The 18,111-nt window shown below is 70.8% G+C and carries 13 protein-coding genes; 4 read left to right on the top strand and 9 right to left on the bottom strand.

Annotation, left to right across the window (positions count from 1 at the left end):
• Positions 1-156: 156 nt before the first annotated feature.
• From IEZ11_RS05030 to iolC, 6 genes are all read right to left on the bottom strand, one after another.
• Positions 157-1,554, bottom strand: coding sequence for an APC family permease (locus tag IEZ11_RS05030; protein WP_189261347.1), 1,398 nt, complete (start codon positions 1,552-1,554; stop codon positions 157-159).
• Positions 1,555-1,883: 329 nt separating this feature from the next.
• Complete coding sequence (mmsA, locus tag IEZ11_RS05025; RefSeq protein WP_189261346.1) at positions 1,884-3,386, bottom strand: CoA-acylating methylmalonate-semialdehyde dehydrogenase; 1,503 nt, start codon at positions 3,384-3,386, stop codon at positions 1,884-1,886.
• Between the two features lie 14 nt (positions 3,387-3,400).
• Complete coding sequence (iolD, locus tag IEZ11_RS05020; protein WP_189261345.1) at positions 3,401-5,272, bottom strand: 3D-(3,5/4)-trihydroxycyclohexane-1,2-dione acylhydrolase (decyclizing); 1,872 nt, start codon at positions 5,270-5,272, stop codon at positions 3,401-3,403.
• Positions 5,269-6,084 (bottom strand): 5-deoxy-glucuronate isomerase, encoded by an 816-nt coding sequence (iolB, locus tag IEZ11_RS05015; protein ID WP_189261344.1) that lies wholly within the window; start codon positions 6,082-6,084, stop codon positions 5,269-5,271. Before iolB ends, iolD begins: the two co-directional genes overlap by 4 nt.
• 7 nt (positions 6,085-6,091) lie before the next feature.
• Positions 6,092-6,967 carry a Cgl0159 family (beta/alpha)8-fold protein gene (locus tag IEZ11_RS05010; RefSeq protein WP_189261729.1) on the bottom strand — a complete coding sequence of 292 codons (876 nt, stop codon included), beginning with the start codon at positions 6,965-6,967 and terminating at the stop codon, positions 6,092-6,094.
• 71 nt (positions 6,968-7,038) lie between these two features.
• Positions 7,039-7,989, bottom strand: coding sequence for a 5-dehydro-2-deoxygluconokinase (gene iolC, locus IEZ11_RS05005; protein ID WP_189261343.1), 951 nt, complete (start codon positions 7,987-7,989; stop codon positions 7,039-7,041).
• Between the two features lie 375 nt (positions 7,990-8,364).
• Here iolC and IEZ11_RS05000 point away from each other — a divergent pair, with 375 nt between their 5' ends.
• Positions 8,365-8,565, top strand: coding sequence for a helix-turn-helix transcriptional regulator (locus IEZ11_RS05000; RefSeq protein WP_189261342.1), 201 nt, complete (start codon positions 8,365-8,367; stop codon positions 8,563-8,565).
• Between the two features lie 4 nt (positions 8,566-8,569).
• Here the strand turns inward: IEZ11_RS05000 and IEZ11_RS04995 are convergent, their stop codons facing one another.
• On the bottom strand, positions 8,570-9,613 hold the full coding sequence (locus IEZ11_RS04995; protein ID WP_189261341.1) for a zinc-dependent alcohol dehydrogenase family protein: 1,044 nt from the start codon (positions 9,611-9,613) through the stop codon (positions 8,570-8,572).
• Positions 9,614-9,886: 273 nt separating this feature from the next.
• On the opposite strand from IEZ11_RS04995, the gene IEZ11_RS04990 reads away from it, so the two are divergent.
• The 3 genes from IEZ11_RS04990 to IEZ11_RS04980 all read left to right on the top strand — a co-directional run bounded on the left by IEZ11_RS04990 (position 9,887) and on the right by IEZ11_RS04980 (position 13,559).
• The gene (locus IEZ11_RS04990) at positions 9,887-10,837 is read left to right on the top strand and encodes a PrsW family intramembrane metalloprotease (RefSeq protein WP_189261340.1); all 951 of its coding nucleotides are present in this window, start codon (positions 9,887-9,889) and stop codon (positions 10,835-10,837) included.
• 73 nt (positions 10,838-10,910) lie between these two features.
• Positions 10,911-11,150 carry a heavy-metal-associated domain-containing protein gene (locus IEZ11_RS04985; protein ID WP_189261339.1) on the top strand — a complete coding sequence of 80 codons (240 nt, stop codon included), beginning with the start codon at positions 10,911-10,913 and terminating at the stop codon, positions 11,148-11,150.
• A gap of 144 nt (positions 11,151-11,294) precedes the next feature.
• A complete protein-coding gene (locus tag IEZ11_RS04980) occupies positions 11,295-13,559 on the top strand; it encodes a heavy metal translocating P-type ATPase (RefSeq protein ID WP_189261338.1) in 2,265 nt (754 codons plus the stop codon).
• A gap of 553 nt (positions 13,560-14,112) precedes the next feature.
• On the opposite strand, the gene IEZ11_RS04975 is transcribed toward IEZ11_RS04980, so the two are convergent.
• The gene (locus tag IEZ11_RS04975) at positions 14,113-15,402 is read right to left on the bottom strand and encodes a citrate synthase (RefSeq protein WP_189261337.1); all 1,290 of its coding nucleotides are present in this window, start codon (positions 15,400-15,402) and stop codon (positions 14,113-14,115) included.
• Positions 15,403-15,580: 178 nt separating this feature from the next.
• Positions 15,581-17,869 (bottom strand): SF1B family DNA helicase RecD2, encoded by a 2,289-nt coding sequence (recD2, locus tag IEZ11_RS04970; RefSeq protein ID WP_189261336.1) that lies wholly within the window; start codon positions 17,867-17,869, stop codon positions 15,581-15,583.
• Positions 17,870-18,111 lie beyond the last annotated feature (242 nt).

Below are 18,111 nucleotides of genomic sequence, written 5' to 3'. Positions count from 1 at the left end.
GCTGGGGGCCGATCGCGCAGTTCCTCGCGCCCCTGGGGTCAGCGGCCCTCCCCGGCGTTCACAAGGTGCCGAAGCGGCCGGTGGAACCCCGCGGGCCGGTGGGGGCCGGTCGCGCAGTTCCCCGCGCTCCTGGCGGGGCGCTGTAGTCGCCCTGCTTTAAGCCTGGGTGTCCTCCGGGAGGGAGACCACCCAGTGGGTTTCCTTGCGGGGGTGGAGGTAGAGGGCCCAGTAGAGGGTGGCTGCGGCGGTGATGCCGCCGGTCCAGAGGAGGTAGGTCGTCTCCTGCTGGGTGAGGATGTAGGCGAGGACGGCGATGAGGAGGATCGGCATCGCCGGCCAGAGGGGCATCCGCCAGGCGGGGGTGTGCTTGTGGTGGCCTCGGCGGGAGAGCAGGGCGGCGACCGCGACCAGGAGGTACATGCCGGTCACCGAGACGCCCGTCACGCCGTACAGGGTGTCGAGGTTGACGAAGCAGAGCAGGGCGCCGGGGACGCCGACGGCGAGGGTGGCGACCCAGGGGGAGCCGAAGCGGCCGAGGCGGGAGAGGGCGCCGTTGACCGGTGCCGGCCACGCCTTGTCGCGGGCGGAGGCGAACAGCACGCGGGAGTTCTGGATGACCATGACGATGCCCGCGTTGATGATCGCGAGGGCCACGCAGAGGCTGACGAAGGTGCCGACCGCGGAGTTGGACCAGGCCGTGACCATGGAGCTGATGTCGCCGCCGGTGAGGGCCTTGAGGTCGGTCGCGCCCATGGTGATCGCGGCGACCGGGACGAGGATGATCACCGTGGAGATGGCGAGGGTGGCCAGGACCGTACGGGCGACGTTGCGGCGCGGGTTCTCCAGTTCCTCGGAGAGGTAGACCGCGGTCGAGAAGCCCTGGGTGACGAAGAGGGCGATGGCCAGCCCGGAGACGACGAGCATCGCGGTGACGGTGGTGGCGTGGCCGCCCGTGTCCGCGACCTGCATGGAGGTGAGGCTGCCGATGCCGCGGTGGCTGTGGGAGAAGCCGAGGACCGCCACCACGCCCGCCGCGATGACCTCCAGGACCAGGAAGATGCCGGTGATCCAGGCGTTGGCGCGCAGGTCCAGGAGGCCCGCGAGGGTCGCGAGGAGCATCACGCCGGCGCCGGTCATGGCCGGGTCCAGGTGGACGATCGGGGACAGGTAGTCGGCCGTGCCCATCGCGATCACCGGCGGCACGATCATGACCACCAGCAGCGACAGCACGAAGACCAGCCAGCCGGTCAGGCGGCCCGCCAGCGTGGAGACCATCGCGTACTCGCCGCCCGCGCTGGGTATCAGGGTGCCCAGCTCCGAGTAGCAGAACGCCACGGCGATGCAGAGGAGGGACCCGATGGCGATCGTGAGGGCGGTGGCCGTGCCCAGGGAGCCGAACAGGTCGGGGACGACCACGAAGAGCGTGGAGGCCGGTGTGACGCAGGAGAGGGTGAGCAGGGTGCCGCCGACCACTCCGATGGAGCGCTTGAGCGTCTTGGGACTGTCGGACGCCTCGGTGAGGGCGGTTTCGACAGGGCGGAGCGTGTCGGTCATGCGGCGGTTCCGATCGACTCTGGCGGATGCCTCCGGCGGTTGGGCTGTGCTGCATGGAACCCCGACGAAAACCATTGCGTCAATGGCCGTTTACCTTCGGATTCCGCACCCGTAAAGCAATGTCATCCACATCGCTTTCTTAGGGTCGAGCGGCTGGATGAGGTAATCATCAATATTTTTCTCTCCATGACCTTGTTTTCGAAGGTCATGAACGCAAAGAACTTAAGTCACCCGTTTCATCCCCGAAAACGAGAACCGCAGCACCGCCGGTAAAAAAAGTCGGGGCCGTCCGGTATCCGGACGGCCCCGACGGGGTCAGGCGGTGACGCTCAGTGGTTGCGCGGGAAGCCCAGGTCGACGCCCGAGGGTGCCTCGGACGGGTCGGGCCAGCGGGTGGTGACGACCTTGCCGCGGGTGTAGAAGTGCGTGCCGTCGTTGCCGTAGATGTGGTGGTCGCCGAAGAGCGAGTCCTTCCAGCCACCGAAGGAGTGGTAGCCGACGGGGACCGGGATCGGGACGTTCACGCCGACCATGCCGGCCTCGATCTCCAGCTGGAAGCGGCGGGCCGCGCCGCCGTCCCGGGTGAAGATCGCGGTGCCGTTGCCGAAGGGGGAGGCGTTGATCAGCGCCACGCCCTCCTCGTAGGTGTCCACGCGCAGGACGCACAGGACCGGGCCGAAGATCTCGTCCTGGTAGGCCTTCGCGGACGTGGGCACCTTGTCGAGCAGCGAGATGCCGATCCAGTGCCCGTCCTCGAAGCCCTCGACCGTGTAGCCGGTGCCGTCGAGCACGACCTCGCAGCCCTCGGCGGCGGCGCCGGAGACGTAGGAGGCCACCTTGTCGCGGTGCACGGCCGTGATCAGCGGGCCCATCTCGGAGGCCGGGTCGTTGCCGGGGCCGATCTTGATCTTCTCGGCGCGCTCGCGGATCTTCTCCACCAGCTCGTCGCCGATCGCGCCGACGGCGACCACGGCCGAGATGGCCATGCAGCGCTCGCCCGCCGAGCCGTAGGCGGCGGAGACGGCCGCGTCGGCCGCCGAGTCCAGGTCGGCGTCCGGCAGGACCAGCATGTGGTTCTTGGCGCCGCCCAGCGCCTGGACGCGCTTGTGGTTGGCGGCGGCGGTGGTGTGGATGTAGCGGGCGATCGGCGTCGAGCCGACGAAGGAGACGGCCTTGACGTCCGGGTGCTCCAGGAGCCGGTCCACGGCCACCTTGTCACCGTGCACGACGTTGAAGACGCCGTCGGGCAGCCCGGCCTCGGCCAGCAGCTCGGCGATCTTGATCGAGGCCGACGGGTCCTTCTCGGACGGCTTCAGGACGAAGGTGTTGCCGGTCGCGATGGCGATCGGGAACATCCACATCGGGACCATCGCCGGGAAGTTGAACGGCGTGATGCCCGCGACGACGCCGAGCGGCTGGCGGATCGAGGAGACGTCCACGCGGGACGCGACCTGCGTGGACAGCTCGCCCTTCAGCTGAACGTTGATGCCACAGGCCAGGTCCACGATCTCCAGGCCGCGGGCCACCTCGCCGAGGGCGTCGCTGTGCACCTTGCCGTGCTCGGCGGTGATCAGCTCGGCGATCGCGTCCCGGTTGGCGTCGAGCAGGGCGCGGAAGCGGAACAGGATCTCGGTGCGCTTGGCCAGCGAGGACTGGCCCCAGGACAGGTACGCGTCCTTGGCGGTGGCCACCGCGGCGTCGACCTCGTCGACCGACGCGAACGCGACCTTCGTGGTGACCGCGCCGGTGGCCGGGTCGGTGACCGGCCCGAAGTTGCCCGACGTGCCTTCGACGGACTTGCCGCCGATCCAGTGGTTGACGATCTTCGTCATGACCGGTTACTCCTTCACAGATGGCGGCGTCGGGTGGAGACGTGCCGTTCGTAGAGCTCACGTGCCTTGACCGCGGCGGATCGGGTCGCGGTCGCGGCCACAGGTACATCCCACCAGGCCTGCGCGGGAGGCGGGCCCGACACAGTGTCGGCCGTTTCGGTCTCCACGTAGACACATGTGGGAGTGTCGGCGGCCCGCGCCTCGGCGAGCGCCGCGCGCAGGTCCCGGACAGTCTTCGCGCGCAGCACGCGCATACCGAGGCTGGCGGCGTTGGCGGCCAGGTCGACGGGGAGCGGGGCGCCCGTGAAGGTGCCGTCGTCCGAGGGGAAGCGGTACGCGGTGCCGAACCGCTCGCCGCCCACCGACTCGGAGAGGCCGCCGATGGAGGCGTACCCGTGGTTCTGCACCAGCAGCACCTTGACGGCTATCCCCTCCTGGACGGCGGTGACGATCTCGGTCGGCATCATCAGATACGTGCCGTCGCCGACCAGCGCCCACACGTTGCGCTCCGGCGCCGCGAGTTTCACCCCGATGGCGGCCGGTATCTCGTAGCCCATGCACGAGTAGCCGTACTCCAGGTGGTACTGGTCGCGCGAGCGGGCCCGCCAGAGCCGGTGCAGGTCGCCGGGGAGCGAGCCGGCCGCGTTGACCAGTACGTCCGTCTCGTCGACCAGCGCGTCCAGGGCGCCGAGGACCTGCGACTGGGTCGGCCGGACGTCGGGCTCGTCGGCCTCGTAGCAGGCGTCGACGCGCTGCTCCCAGCGCTCCTTGTCCTCGGTGTACTCGGTGACGTACGAGTCGGCGGTGCGGTGGCCGGCCAGGGCCTTCGTCAGCTCCGCGAGGGCGCCGCGGGCGTCGGCGACCAGGGGCAGGCCGGCGAGTTTGTGACCGTCGTACGGGGCGATGTTGAGGTTGAGGAAGCGGACGTCCGGGTTCTCGAAGAGGGTGCCGGAGGCCGTGGTGAAGTCGGTGTAGCGGGTGCCGACGCCGATCACCAGGTCGGCGGTGCGGGCGAGTTCGTCGGCGGTGGCGGTGCCGGTGTGGCCGACGCCGCCGACGTCCTGCGGGTGGTCCCAGCGCAGGGAGCCCTTGCCGGCCTGGGTCGAGGCGACCGGGATGCGGGTGGCCGCGGCGAACTCGGCGAGGACGGTCTCGGCGCGGCTGTGGTGGACCCCGCCGCCGGCGATCACGAGGGGGCGCCCGGCGGTCCTGATCTCCCGTGCCGCGGCGGCGAGTTCGGCCGGGTCGGCGGCGGGTCGCCGGACCGTCCAGACCCGCTCGGCGAAGAACTCCTCCGGCCAGTCGTACGCCTCGGCCTGCACGTCCTGTGGGAGCGCGAGGGTGACGGCGCCGGTCTCGACCGGGTCGGTGAGGACGCGCATGGCGGCGAGGGCCGAGGGGATCAGCTGCTCGGGGCGGTTGATCCGGTCGAAGAACCTCGACACCGGACGCAGGCAGTCGTTGACCGACACGTCGGCCGCGTACGGGACTTCGAGCTGCTGCAGGACCGGGTCGGCGGGGCGGGTGGCGAACACGTCGCCGGGGAGCAGCAGGACCGGGAGGTGGTTGATGGTGGCGAGGGCGGCGCCGGTGACCAGGTTGGTGGCGCCGGGGCCGATGGAGGTGGTGACCGCGTGCGTGGCGAGCCGGTTCGATTGACGCGCGTAGCCGACTGCCGCGTGCACCATGGCCTGTTCGTTGCGGCCCTGGTGGTACGGCATGTCGTCCGCGTGCTCCAGGAGCGCCTGGCCGAGGCCGGCCACGTTGCCGTGGCCGAAGATGCCCCAGGTGGCGCCGATGAGGCGGCGGCGCTCGCCGTCCCGCTCGGTGAACTGGACGGCGAGGAAGCGGACAAGCGCTTGCGCGACGGTCGACCGAATCGTCATCGGTAACCCTCCGTATGGTCCGGGTGGAAGCAGATCCGCCACTCCCGCGTCTCACCCGGCCCCGCCATGACGTTCAGGTAGTACATGTCGTGCCCGGGCTGCGCGATCGACGGGCCGTGCCATCCGTCGGGAACGAGCACGGCGTCGCCGGAGCGGACCTCGGCGAGGACGTCCGTACCGCCCTCACGGGAGGGGAATACGCGCTGGTACCCGAATCCGTTCGCGCCGTCGATCTCGAAGTAGTAGATCTCCTCCAGCTCCGACTCCTCGCCGGGCCGGTACTCGTCGTGCTTGTGCGACGGGTACGAGGACCAGTTGCCGCCGGGGGTGACGACCTCCACGGCGATGAGCTTGTCGCAGTCGAACGCGTCCGCGGAGGCGAAGTTGCGCACCTGCCGGGCGGCGGTGCCGCTGCCGCGGTCTTCGACGGGGACCTCCGGCGCGGGGCCGTAGCGGGCGGGGAGTCGTCGCTCGCACTTCGCTCCTGCCAGGGCGAAGCGGCCTCCCGCGCCGGAGGCGATCTGGACCTGGGCGTCCCGGGGCACGTACACGAAGTCCGAGACTCCGCTGAACACGCTCTCCCGGCCCAGGATCTGGAACTCGGTTCCCTCTGTTCGCACCGTACAACCGCCCTGCAGCGGAAGCACGATCCATTCGCTGTCCCCGGTGGTGAACAAATGCGTTCCACCAGGGGCCAGTTCGACGATCCTCAGGCTGCTGTGCGCCCAACCGGCCCGCTTGGGGTCGATGTCGAGCACGTACTGGGCGTTCGCGGTCGAACCCTTGCTCAGGTGCAGCTCGTTCGTCGTCATCAGGCCCTCACAGCAGTCCTACGGCGGTGTCCACGGCGGCGGCCACGTCGCCGTCCGCCGGGTACAGCAGCGAGCGGCCGACCACCAGGCCGCGCACGGTGGGGAGTTGCAGGGCGCTGCGCCACTTCTCGTACGCGCCGTCCTGGTCATCGCCCACTTCGCCGCCCAGCAGCACGGCCGGCAGCGTGGACGTCTCCATGACCTGGGCCATGTCGTCGGGGTTGTCGGTGACCGGCACCTTCAGCCAGGTGTAGGCCGAACTCCCGCCGAGGCCCGAGGCGATGGCGATGGACCTGGTGACCGCCTCCGGGGACAGGTCGTTCCTGACCTTGCCCTCGGGGGTGCGGCGGCTGATGAACGGCTCGACGAAGACCGGCAGTCGGCGTGCGGCCATGTCGTCGATCGCGCGGGCGGTGGACTCCAGGGTGGTCAGGGACCCCGGGTCGTCGTAGTCGATGCGGAGCAGCAGCTTGCCGGCGTCGAACCCGAGGCGCTGTATGTCCTCGGCGCGGTGGCCGGTGAACCGGTCGTCGAGCTCGAAGGAGGCGCCCTGCAGCCCGCCCCGGTTCATCGAGCCCATGACGACCTTGCCGTCGAGGACGCCGAGCAGGAGCAGGTCGTCGAGGATGTCGGCGGTGGCGAGGACGCCGTCGACGCCGGGCCGGGACAGCGCCAGGCAGAGGCGTTCCAGCAGCTCCGCCCGGTTGGCCATGGCGAGCTTGTCGCCGCCCACGCCGAGGGCGCCGCGGGCCGGGTGGTCGGCGGCGACGATCATCAGCTTGCCGTCCTCGTTGAGGAGCGGACGGCGGACGCGGCGGGTGGCCGCCTCGGCGATGGCCTCGGGGTGGTGGGTGCGGGTGTGGACGAGCGCGGAGATGTCCACGGACGTCTGCTTGACGGCGGCGCCGTCGCCGTCGACGTCGACGGGGTGCGCGCCCGTGACGCGGCCGGCCCTCACAGCACCGCTCCGGCGGCGAGCGCGGCGTCGATCTCCGCGGTGGTCGGCATCGCGGAGGAGCACTCCAGACGGGAGGCGACGATGGCGCCGGCCGCGTTGGCGTGCCGCATGATCTTCTCCAGGTCCCAGCCCGCGAGGAGGCCGTGGCAGAGGGAGCCGCCGAAGGCGTCTCCGGCGCCGAGGCCGTTGAGGACGTTCACGGGCAGCGGCGGGACCTCGGCGGACTCGCCGTCGCGGTGGACGGCGAGGACGCCCTTGGGTCCCTGCTTGACGACGGCGATCTCGACTCCGGCGTCGAGGAGGGCCTGCGCGGCGGCCTGCGGCTCGCGCACCCCGGTGGCGACCTCCACCTCGTCGAGGTTGCCGACGGCGACGGTGGTGTGCTTGAGGGCCTCGGCGTAGAAGGGGCGGGCCGCTTCCGGGTCCTGCCAGAACATGGGACGCCAGTCGAGGTCGAAGACCGTCGTGCCCGCCTTGGCGCGGTGCGCGAGGGCCGCGAGGGTCGCGGTGCGGCTGGGCTCCTCGCTCAGGCCGGTGCCGGTGACCCAGAAGATCCGGGCGTCGCGGACGGCGTCGAGGTCCAGCTCGTGGGCGTCGATCTCCAGGTCCGGGGCCTTGGGCTGACGGTAGAAGTACAGCGGGAAGTCGTCCGGCGGGAAGATCTCGCAGAACGTGACGGGGGTGTTCAGGCCGGGGACCGGGGTGACCCAGCGGTCGTCGACGCCGAAGCCCTGGAGGGCCTCGTGCAGGTAGGCGCCGAAGGCGTCCGCGCCGGTGCGGGTGATGACGGCGGTGCTGCGGCCGAGGCGGGCGGCCGCGACGGCCACGTTCGTCGCCGACCCGCCGAGGAACTTGCCGAAGGACGACACCTGGGCGAGCGGGACTCCGGTCTGGAGCGGATAGAGATCCACCCCGATCCGCCCCATGGTGATCAGGTCGTACGCCATCGGCTTCCCTTCGTCATGGCTCTCCCGTGGTTTGTAGTCCGGGACGGCAGGTCGTGTCAATGGTTTGTCCGGACATTCGGACGAGAGGGTGAGGGATCTCGCCGGGCGGTGCAGCCCCTCCGTTCCCGCGGATGTCAACACGCCCCGCCGACGAACCGGCAGACGCCTGTGCAGCAGCTGTGTCACAAACTCCCCCCTTGTGTCACACATGTCGCGCATACGCGGGCTCTCCGTCACACCCGGTCCACAGCCGCTTGCCGTCGGTCACTCTCCGTCGTTCACCGGGCGCAGGCTTTGTGATCGCCAGCGCAGCGCCCGGCTCCCCCGACGACCGACTCCGGTCGCCCCCGCGGTGCGCGCAGGGAGGTGCATCTCATGACCGACCGACGGCTCTGGTCCTACAAGGAGATCGCGGCGCACATCCGGGTGCAGCCGGACACCGTCCGCTCCTACCGCAAGCACGGACTGCTCCCGCCGCCGGACCACGTCGAGGGCGGCAAGCCCTACTGGTACGCGGACACGGTCCGTGCCTGGGTCGCCTCCCGGCCGGGCAACCGCGGGCGCAGAGACATCTGATCCGTCAGGCCCACGGCTCGATGACCGTCACCCCCGCCGCCCGCGCCCCGCCCATCGCCGCCAGCGCCGCCGGGGCCGCGTCCAGGGCGATGGTGGAGGTGACCAGGAGGTCGGGGCGCAGGACGCCCGCGCGGACCAGGCCGAGCATCGCGGGATAGGCGTGGGCCGCCATGCCGTGGCTGCCGAGGAGTTCCAGCTCCAGGGCGATCGCGCGGGCCAGCGGCACCGCGGTGTTGCCGTCCGGGGACGGCAGCAGACCCACCTGGACGTGCCGGCCGCGCCGGCGCAGGGAGTTGACCGAGGCGGCCGCGGCGGCGGGTGAGCCGAGGGCGTCCAGGGAGAGGTGGGCGCCGCCGGAGGTCAGCTCGCGGACCGCCGCCGCCGGGTCGGCGGTGTCGGTCGCGTCCACGCCGTGCGCCGCGCCGAACCTCCTCGCCAGGTCCAGGGCCTGGGGCGACACGTCGACCGCGACCACCCGCGCCCCGGACGCCGCCGCGATCATCACCGCCGACAGGCCCACGCCGCCGCAGCCGTACACCGCCACCCACTCCCCCGCGGCGACCCGGCCCTGCTGCACCACCGCGCGGAAGGCGGTGGCGAAGCGGCAGCCCAGGGAGGCGGCGGTGGTGTACGACATGCCGTCGGGGACCGCCACCAGGTTCACGTCGGCGTGGTCCAGCGCCACGTACTGGGCGAAGGACCCCCAGTGCGTGAAGCCGGGCTGGGTCTGGCGCTCGCAGACCTGCTGGTCGCCGGCGACGCAGGACGGGCAGCCGCCGCAGGCGCAGACGAACGGGACGGTGACCCGGTCGCCGGGGTGCCAGGCGGTCACCGCGGCGCCGGACTCCTCGACCACGCCGACCAGTTCGTGGCCCGGCACGTGCGGGAGCGTGATGCCCTGGAGGTGGCCCGTCCAGCCGTGCCAGTCGCTTCGGCACAGGCCGGTGGCCTCCACCCGGACGACGACCCCGTGCGGGGCCGGGCGGGGGTCGGGGACGTCCCGTATCTCGGCGAGGGTGGCGTAGTGGTCGAAGACGACGGCTCGCATGCGCATTCCCTTCGGACGACTCCGGGAAGGGTAGGCGCTGCGACCGGACCCCGTGCCGTGTTCTCGGGGCGCCGTCCGGCACTCCGGGAGATGCCCGGAGCGGTCCACGGCAGGGCGTGGCCGCGCCGTCCGCCCGTCACACGCACGGCGGACGCCCGGCCACTCCACCGCGTCACCCGCACTGCGACATACCGCACATATGCCTAAAGTGCCGGTAAACAGCCCGATCCGGCCTGCGCCACCCGCGCCCGCAGGAGCACAAGGGGACCCGCCGTGACCCACTCTCCGCAGCCCCGCCGGCCGCAGGCCCGGATCCCCGGTCCGCAGCAGCCGCCACCGCCGTACCCCCGCATCCGCACCGGTCTGTGGAAGCGCTGCCTGGGCGGTGGGCTCACCCTGTGGGCGCTGACCGCGGTGGTCACGTACGCGACGCGGAACACCACGCTGCTGCCGACCCTCATCCTGCTGGGCAGCTTCCTCGTCCCGGTCGTCTTCGTGCTCTGGGCGTACGAGCGGCACGGCCGCGACCTCGGGGTCAGCGCGATCCTCGGCTGCTTCCTGACCGGAGGCACGCTCGGGGTGCTGGGCGCCTCGGTGATGGAGTCCTACCTCGTCCGCCCCTCCTGGGGGATGTTCGTCTGCGTCGGCCTGATCGAGGAGGCCGTGAAGCTGGGCGCGCTGGTGTTCACGCTGCGCCGGCTGCCCGGGATCCGGGGCCTGCGGGCCGGGCTGGTGCTCGGCGCCGCGGTCGGCTTCGGCTTCGCGGCCCTGGAGAGCGCCGGGTACGCGTTCGACGCGGCGGTCTCCACCGAGGGCATCGACCTGCGGGCGCTGATCGAGACGGAGACCCTGCGCGGCGTGCTGGCCCCCTTCGGGCACGGCCTGTGGACGGCGGTCGCCGGTGCCGTCCTGCTCTCCTTCCGCCGCCCGAACGGCCGCTTCCGCCTCACCTCCCCGGTCGTCGCCGCCTATTTCGGGGTCGCCCTGCTGCACACCCTGTGGGACTCCGCGCACGGCATCGCGATCTGGCTGGTGGCCCGCCTGGCGGGCACCGGACCGGAGCGGCGGCTGTTCGCCGAGGGGTACATCCCGCGGCCCAGCGCGACCCAGGAGCACCTCTTCACGGTGTTCTCGGTCGGCCTGCTGGTACTCGTCTCCCTGCTCGGGGTCGCCTGGGTGCAGTCGCTGGCGCGCCGGGACACCTCTTGGAGAAATACCCCCTAGGGGTATAGTGTGACGAGAGTGGGGTTCCCTCGTGGGCCCCATCGGCCCCACCCGCCTCGACGAGGAGAACGACATGACCGCCCAGACCGAAACCGCCGGCTCCGTGACCGCCGTCTACAAGGTGACCGGCATGAGCTGCGGACACTGCGAGGGTTCCGTCTCCGCCGAGCTCTCCGCGCTCCCCGGCGTCGGCTCGGTGACGGCCGTGGCGGCCAGCGGCGAGGTCACGGTGGTCTCCGCGACCCCGCTCGACGACGAGGCGGTCCGCGCCGCCGTCGACGAGGCGGGCTTCGAGCTCGTCGGCCGCGCCTGACCCGAGCACCGCAGCGCCGCGAAAGACCGGCACCAGCAGACCCGCACCAGTAGTACGTACGACGGAAGCACATCTCTCCGCCGGGCCGTGCCGACCAGCTGATACTGGCTCCGTGCGGTCCGGTCCGTTGTCTGGAGTCCGGACATGACGACCAGCACCACCACCAGCACCGCACAGACACCGATAGCCCCGCCGCGCCCGGCCGCCGACGCCGAGGTCGAGCTGCTGATCGGGGGCATGACCTGCGCCTCCTGCGCCGCACGGGTCGAGAAGAAGCTCAACCGCATGGACGGCGTCACCGCCACCGTGAACTACGCGACCGAGAAGGCCAGGGTCACATACCCCCAGGGGGTTCAGGTCGCCGACCTGATCGCCACGGTCGTGAAGACCGGGTACACGGCCGAGGAACCCGCGCCGCCGGCACCGGAGCCGGAGCGGGAGGCCGAGGCCGCGCCGGATCCCGAGCTCGCCGCCCTCCGCCACCGCCTGCTGGTCTCCGCCCTGCTGGCCGCCCCGGTCGTGCTGCTCGCGATGGTCCCGGCGCTCCAGTTCGACAACTGGCAGTGGCTGTCGCTGACCCTCGCCGCGCCCGTCGTCGTCTGGGGCGGCCTGCAGTTCCACCAGGCCGCCTGGACCAACGCCCGGCACGGCGCCGCGACCATGGACACCCTGGTCTCGGTCGGCACGCTGGCCGCGTTCGGCTGGTCGCTGTGGGCGCTGTTCTTCGGCGACGCGGGCATGCCGGGGATGCACGACGAGTTCCGGTTCACCGTCGCCCGCATGGACGGCGCGTCCACGATCTATCTGGAGGTCGCCTCCGGGGTCGTCGCGCTGATCCTGCTCGGCCGCTATCTGGAGGCGCGTTCCAAGCGGCGCGCGGGGGCCGCCCTGCGGGCGCTGCTGGAGCTGGGCGCCAGGGACGTGGCGGTGCTGCGGGGCGGCCGCGAGGTGCGGGTCCCGGTGGCGTCGCTGGCGGTCGGCGACCGCTTCGTCGTACGGCCCGGGGAGAAGGTGGCTACCGACGGGACCGTGGTCGAGGGGACGTCCGCGGTGGACGCGTCGATGCTGACCGGCGAGTCCGTGCCGGTGGACGTGACCGTCGGCGACACCGTCACCGGCGCGACCGTCAACGCGGGCGGGCGGCTGGTCGTCGAGGCGACCCGGGTGGGCGCCGACACGCAGCTCGCGCGGATGGCGAAGCTGGTGGAGGACGCGCAGAACGGCAAGGCCGAGGTGCAGCGCCTGGCCGACCGGGTCTCCGCCGTCTTCGTCCCGGTCGTCATCCTGATCGCGCTCGGCACCTTCGGGGTCTGGCTCGGCGTCACCGGGGACCCGGCCGCCGCGTTCACGGCCGCCGTCGCCGTCCTGATCATCGCCTGCCCGTGCGCCCTGGGCCTGGCCACGCCGACCGCGCTGATGGTCGGCACCGGGCGGGGCGCGCAGCTCGGCATCCTCATCAAGGGTCCCGAGGTGCTGGAGTCCACGCGCCGGGTCGACACCGTCGTCCTGGACAAGACGGGGACGGTGACCACCGGGCGGATGAGCCTCCAGGAGGTGTACGCCGCCGAGGGCGCCGACGAGGACGAGGTGCTGCGGCTCGCGGGCGCCCTCGAACACGCCTCGGAGCATCCGGTCGCGCGGGCGATCGCCGCGGGGGCCGGGGAACGGGTCGGGGCGCTGCCCGCGGTCGAGGACTTCGAGAACGTCCCCGGACGGGGCGTGCGCGGGCGGGTGGACGGCCGCCAGGTGGCCGTGGGACGCCTCTTCGACGTGGTGCCCGAGGAGTTGGTCCGGGCCCGCTCCCGGGCCGAGCAGAAGGGGCGCACGGCCGTCCTGGCCGGGTGGGACGGGCGGGCCCGGGGCGTCCTGGCCGTCGCCGACACGGTGAAGGAGACCAGCGCCGAGGCGGTCCGCGAGCTGCGCGCGCTCGGGCTGAGGCCGGTCCTGCTGACCGGCGACAACCGGGTGGTGGCCGAGTCGGTCGCCGAGGCGGTGGGCATCACCGAGGTCGTCGCCGAGGTGCTGCCCGAGGACAAGGCGGACGTCGTACGACGGCTGCAGCGCGAGGGGCGGACGGTCGCCATGGTCGGCGACGGGGTCAACGACGCGGCCGCGCTGGCCACCGCGGACCTCGGCCTCGCCATGGGCACCGGGACGGACGCGGCGATCGAGGCCGGTGACCTGACCCTGGTGCGCGGGGACCTGCGGGTGGCGGCGGACGCGATCCGGCTGTCCCGGCGGACCCTCGCCACCATCAAGGGCAACCTCGTGTGGGCCTTCGGCTACAACGTGGCCGCGCTCCCGCTGGCCGCCGCCGGACTCCTCAATCCGATGATCGCGGGCGCCGCGATGGCCTTCTCGTCGGTGTTCGTGGTGACCAACAGCCTGCGGCTGCGCACCTTCCGGTGAAAGTTACCGGCGGTTCGCCCCAGTGGATGTAGGAGTCCCCCTGGAGTCCAACGCGCACCTCACATAAGCTCTTCACAAGGCTCGCGCACCATCCTTACGCTTGAGCTCCGATCACCGTATCGGGGCTCTTGCGCATCTCACGGATGGATGCAAGAGACGCAGATCACAGTGGTGTGAACGTAACCATCGAAGGGCTTCGACGGTCTAAGTTGGCGATGTCAGAGAAGCGTCTTGGGGGGCGCTGACCTGGCATCTGGGGATGTCTTGGGGGACTTCCTCAGAGATGCGTTGCCGGGGCACGTACGACGGGAAGCTTTGAGCGGCCCTCCCGTGCCGTGCGGGTCCCGGCAGATCGCACCGCATCACTGGATGCAGTACGGCGAGTTCTGCTCGTTGTGCTCAAAGCAGCGATTCAGGCGCTGCCGTACCGAGCGCCCGGCCGGATCCCGTGGGGGGAATCCGCACCGGGACACGGGAAGGCGCCCTGGTCGCCGGCCCGTGGGGGGACCGGCGCTCCAGGGCGCCTTCTGCTATGCCGGTGCGGCTAGCGCCTTCAGCGCTCCTCGACCGGCACGAAGTCTCGCTCGACGACGCCCGTGTAGATCTGGCGCGGGCGGCCGATGCGGGAACCCGGCTCCTTGATCATTTCCTGCCACTGGGCGATCCAGCCCGGCAGTCGGCCGAGGGCGAACAGGACCGTGAACATCTCGGTCGGGAAGCCCATGGCGCGGTAGATCAGACCGGTGTAGAAGTCGACGTTCGGGTAGAGGTTGCGCGAGACGAAGTAGTCGTCGGAGAGCGCGTGCTCCTCCAGCTTCAGCGCGATGTCCAGCAGCTCGTCGGACTTGCCGAGGGCGGAGAGGACGTCGTGCGCGGCGGACTTGATGATCTTGGCGCGCGGGTCGAAGGACTTGTAGACCCGGTGGCCGAAGCCCATCAGGCGGACGCCGTCCTCCTTGTTCTTCACCTTGCGGATGAAGGAGTCGACATCGCCGCCGTTGGCCTGGATACCCTCCAGCATCTCCAGGACGGACTGGTTGGCGCCGCCGTGCAGGGGGCCCCAGAGGGCGGAGATGCCCGCGGAGATCGACGCGAACATGTTCGCCTGCGACGAGCCCACCAGGCGGACCGTGGAGGTCGAACAGTTCTGCTCGTGGTCCGCGTGCAGGATCAGCAGCTTGTCGAGCGCCGAGACGACCACCGGGTCGAGGTCGTAGTCCTGCGCCGGCACCGAGAACGTCATGCGCAGGAAGTTCTCCACGTAGGAGAGGTCGTTGCGCGGGTAGACGAACGGGTGGCCGACCGACTTCTTGTACGCGTAGGCGGCGATCGTCGGGAGCTTCGCGAGCAGCCGGATGGTGGACAGGTCGCGCTGCTGCGCGTCGAACGGGTTGTGGCTGTCCTGGTAGAAGGTGGACAGCGCGGAGACGACCGACGACAGCATGGCCATCGGGTGCGCGTCACGCGGGAAGCCCCGGTAGAAGTTCTTGACGTCCTCGTGCAGCAGCGTGTGCCGCGTGATCTCGCTCTTGAACGTGGTGAGCTCGTCCACGGTCGGCAGCTCACCGTTGATCAGCAGGTACGCCACCTCAAGGAAGGTGGAGCGCTCGGCCAGCTGCTCGATCGGGTAGCCGCGGTACCGGAGGATGCCCGCCTCGCCGTCGAGGTAGGTGATCGCGGATTTATAGGCGGCGGTGTTGCCGTATCCGCTGTCCAGCGTCACGAGACCGGTCTGGGCCCGGAGCTTCCCGATGTCGAAGCCCTTGTCACCGACGGTGCTGTCGACCACCGGGTAGGTGTACTCGCCGTCGCCGTACCGCAGTACTACAGAGTTGTCGCTCACGTCTTCCCTCACCGACGTAGTGCCTCATCTTCGAGGTGCCCTGACTGTCTCTACCATCCCCCATTTGGCTCAGGAGAGTGCACTCGGGGTCGACCATTGGGCCTATCGGCGGCACTCAGTGCCGCCAACCTGCTCATCCTGCCCCCTTGTTTCCCAATCGGAAAGAGCTCTGTGACCTTCACGACTCATTTGATCGATCATTTTTCCGGAGATCGCTCCGGCCGAGCCGGAAGTCCAGCGCCGTACAGCGCCGGCCTGCCGAGACCGTGCGCACGGCCTGTCCGATCGCCTTGCGCGAACCGACCAGGACGACCAGCTTCCGGGCCCGGGTGACCGCCGTGTAGAGCAGGTTCCGCTGGAGCATCATCCACGCTCCGGTGGTGACCGGGATCACCACTGCGGGATATTCACTCCCCTGTGAACGGTGGATGGTCACCGCGTAGGCATGGGCGAGTTCGTCCAGTTCGTCGAACTCGTACGGGACTTCCTCGTCCTCGTCCGTCAGCACGGTGAGCCGCTGGTCGACCGGGTCGAGCGAGGTGACCACGCCCACGGTGCCGTTGAAGACGCCGTTCTCGCCCTTCTCGTAGTTGTTGCGGATCTGGGTGACCTTGTCGCCGACCCGGAACACCCGCCCGCCGAACCGCTTCTCGGGCAGGTCGGGCCGGGCCGGGGTGATGGCCTGCTGCAACAGCCCGTTGAGCACGCCGGCCCCGGCCGGTCCCCGGTGCATCGGCGCCAGCACCTGCACATCGCGCCGCGGGTCGAGCCCGAACCTGGCCGGCACGCGCCGGGCCGCGACGTCCACGGCGAGCCGCCCGGCCTCCTCCGTCTCGTCCTCCACGAAGAGGAAGAAGTCCTTCATGCCGTCGGTGACGGGCTGCTGCCCGGCGTTGATCCGGTGCGCGTTGGTCACCACCCCCGACTGCTGGGCCTGCCGGAAGACCTGGGTGAGCCGGACGGCCGGTACCGGACTGCCGTCGGCGAGCAGGTCCCGGAGCACCTCCCCGGCCCCGACGCTGGGCAACTGGTCCACGTCCCCCACGAAGAGGAGATGCGCCCCGGGCGGCACGGCCTTCACCAGCTTGTTGGCGAGGAGCAGATCCAGCATCGACGCCTCGTCGACCACGACCAGGTCGGCGTCGAGCGGGCGGTCCCGGTCATAGGCCGCGTCCCCGCCCGGCTTCAGCTCAAGGAGGCGGTGCACGGTCGACGCCTCGGCCCCCGTCAGCTCGGCGAGCCGCTTGGCGGCCCGGCCGGTCGGGGCGGCGAGCACCACCTTCGCCCGCTTCGCCCGCGCCAGCTCCACGATGGACCGCACGGTGAACGACTTGCCGCAGCCCGGCCCGCCGGTCAGCACGGCCACCTTCTCGGTGAGCGCCAGTCTGACGGCGGCCTCCTGCTCGGGGGCCAGGTCGGCGCCGGTACGGTCCTTCAGCCAGGTGAGCGCCTTGTCCCAGGCGACGTCCCGGAACGCCGGCATCCGGTCGTCCCCGGTGCGCAGCAGCCGCAACAGCTGTGCGGCGAGGGCGACTTCGGCCCGGTGGAAGGGGACGAGGTAGACGGCGGTGACCGGTTCGGCGTCCGGGGAGGGACCGGGCAGCTTCTCCCGTACGACCCCCGGATCCTCCCCCTCCGCCGGCTCCGCCGCCAGCTCGGCGAGGCAGTCGATGACGAGCCCGGTGTCGACCTGGAGCAGCTTGACCGCGTCCGCGATCAGCCGTTCCTCGGGGAGGTAGCAGTGCCCCTGGTCGGCGGACTGGGACAGCGCGTACTGCAACCCGGCCTTCACCCGCTCCGGACTGTCGTGCGGAATCCCCACCGACTGGGCGATCTTGTCGGCGGTCAGGAACCCGATGCCCCAGACATCGGCGGCGAGCCGGTACGGCTGGTTCTTCACGACGGAGATCGAGGCGTCGCCGTACTTCTTGTAGATCCGCACGGCGATCGACGTGGACACCTCGACGGTCTGGAGGAACAGCATGACCTCCTTGATCGCCTTCTGCTCCTCCCAGGCGTCGGCGATCTTCCTGGTCCGCTTCGGCCCGAGCCCCGGCACCTCGACGAGCCGCTTCGGCTCCTCCTCGATGATCCGCAGGGTGTCCACCCCGAAGTGCTGGGTGATCCGGTCGGCGAACACCGGCCCGATGCCCTTGACCAGCCCCGACCCCAGGTAGCGCCGCATCCCCTGCACGGTGGCCGGCAGCACGGTCGTGTAGTTCTCGACGGTGAACTGCTTGCCGTACTGGGGATGCGACCCCCACAGCCCCTCCATCCGCAGCGACTCCCCCACCTGAGCGCCGAGCAGCGCGCCGACGACCGTGAGGAGATCGCCGGCGCCTCTCCCGGTGTCGACCCGCGCGACCGTGTAGCCGTTCTCCTCGTTGGCGTACGTGATCCGTTCGAGCACGCCTTCGACGGTGGCGAGCCGTCGTTCACCGGTGGGGGTCCCCGTCTGCTGAGCCATGATCCGACGGTACTGGTACGGACTGACAGTCGTCCCCCCGTCCCAGCAGGGCGTTCCAGGGGTGTGGTGTTTGCGCAGGTCAGAGTGGATGCGAGCGTTCCACCGTCCCGTAATCCCCGGCGGTGCGGCAGCTGGAACGGATCACGGTGCAGGGTTGTGGTCGTCGGACGGCGTGATGCACAACGACCGGTGCCACGCGACTTCCGTATCCGATCTCGTATATCCGAGGGGAACCCGAAACA

This window comes from Streptomyces fuscichromogenes (assembly GCF_014645815.1).
GTDB lineage: Bacteria > Actinomycetota > Actinomycetes > Streptomycetales > Streptomycetaceae > Streptomyces > Streptomyces fuscichromogenes.
The sequence above is the reverse complement of the archived record's forward strand: the minus strand, read 5'-3'. Positions and strand labels throughout refer to the sequence as shown.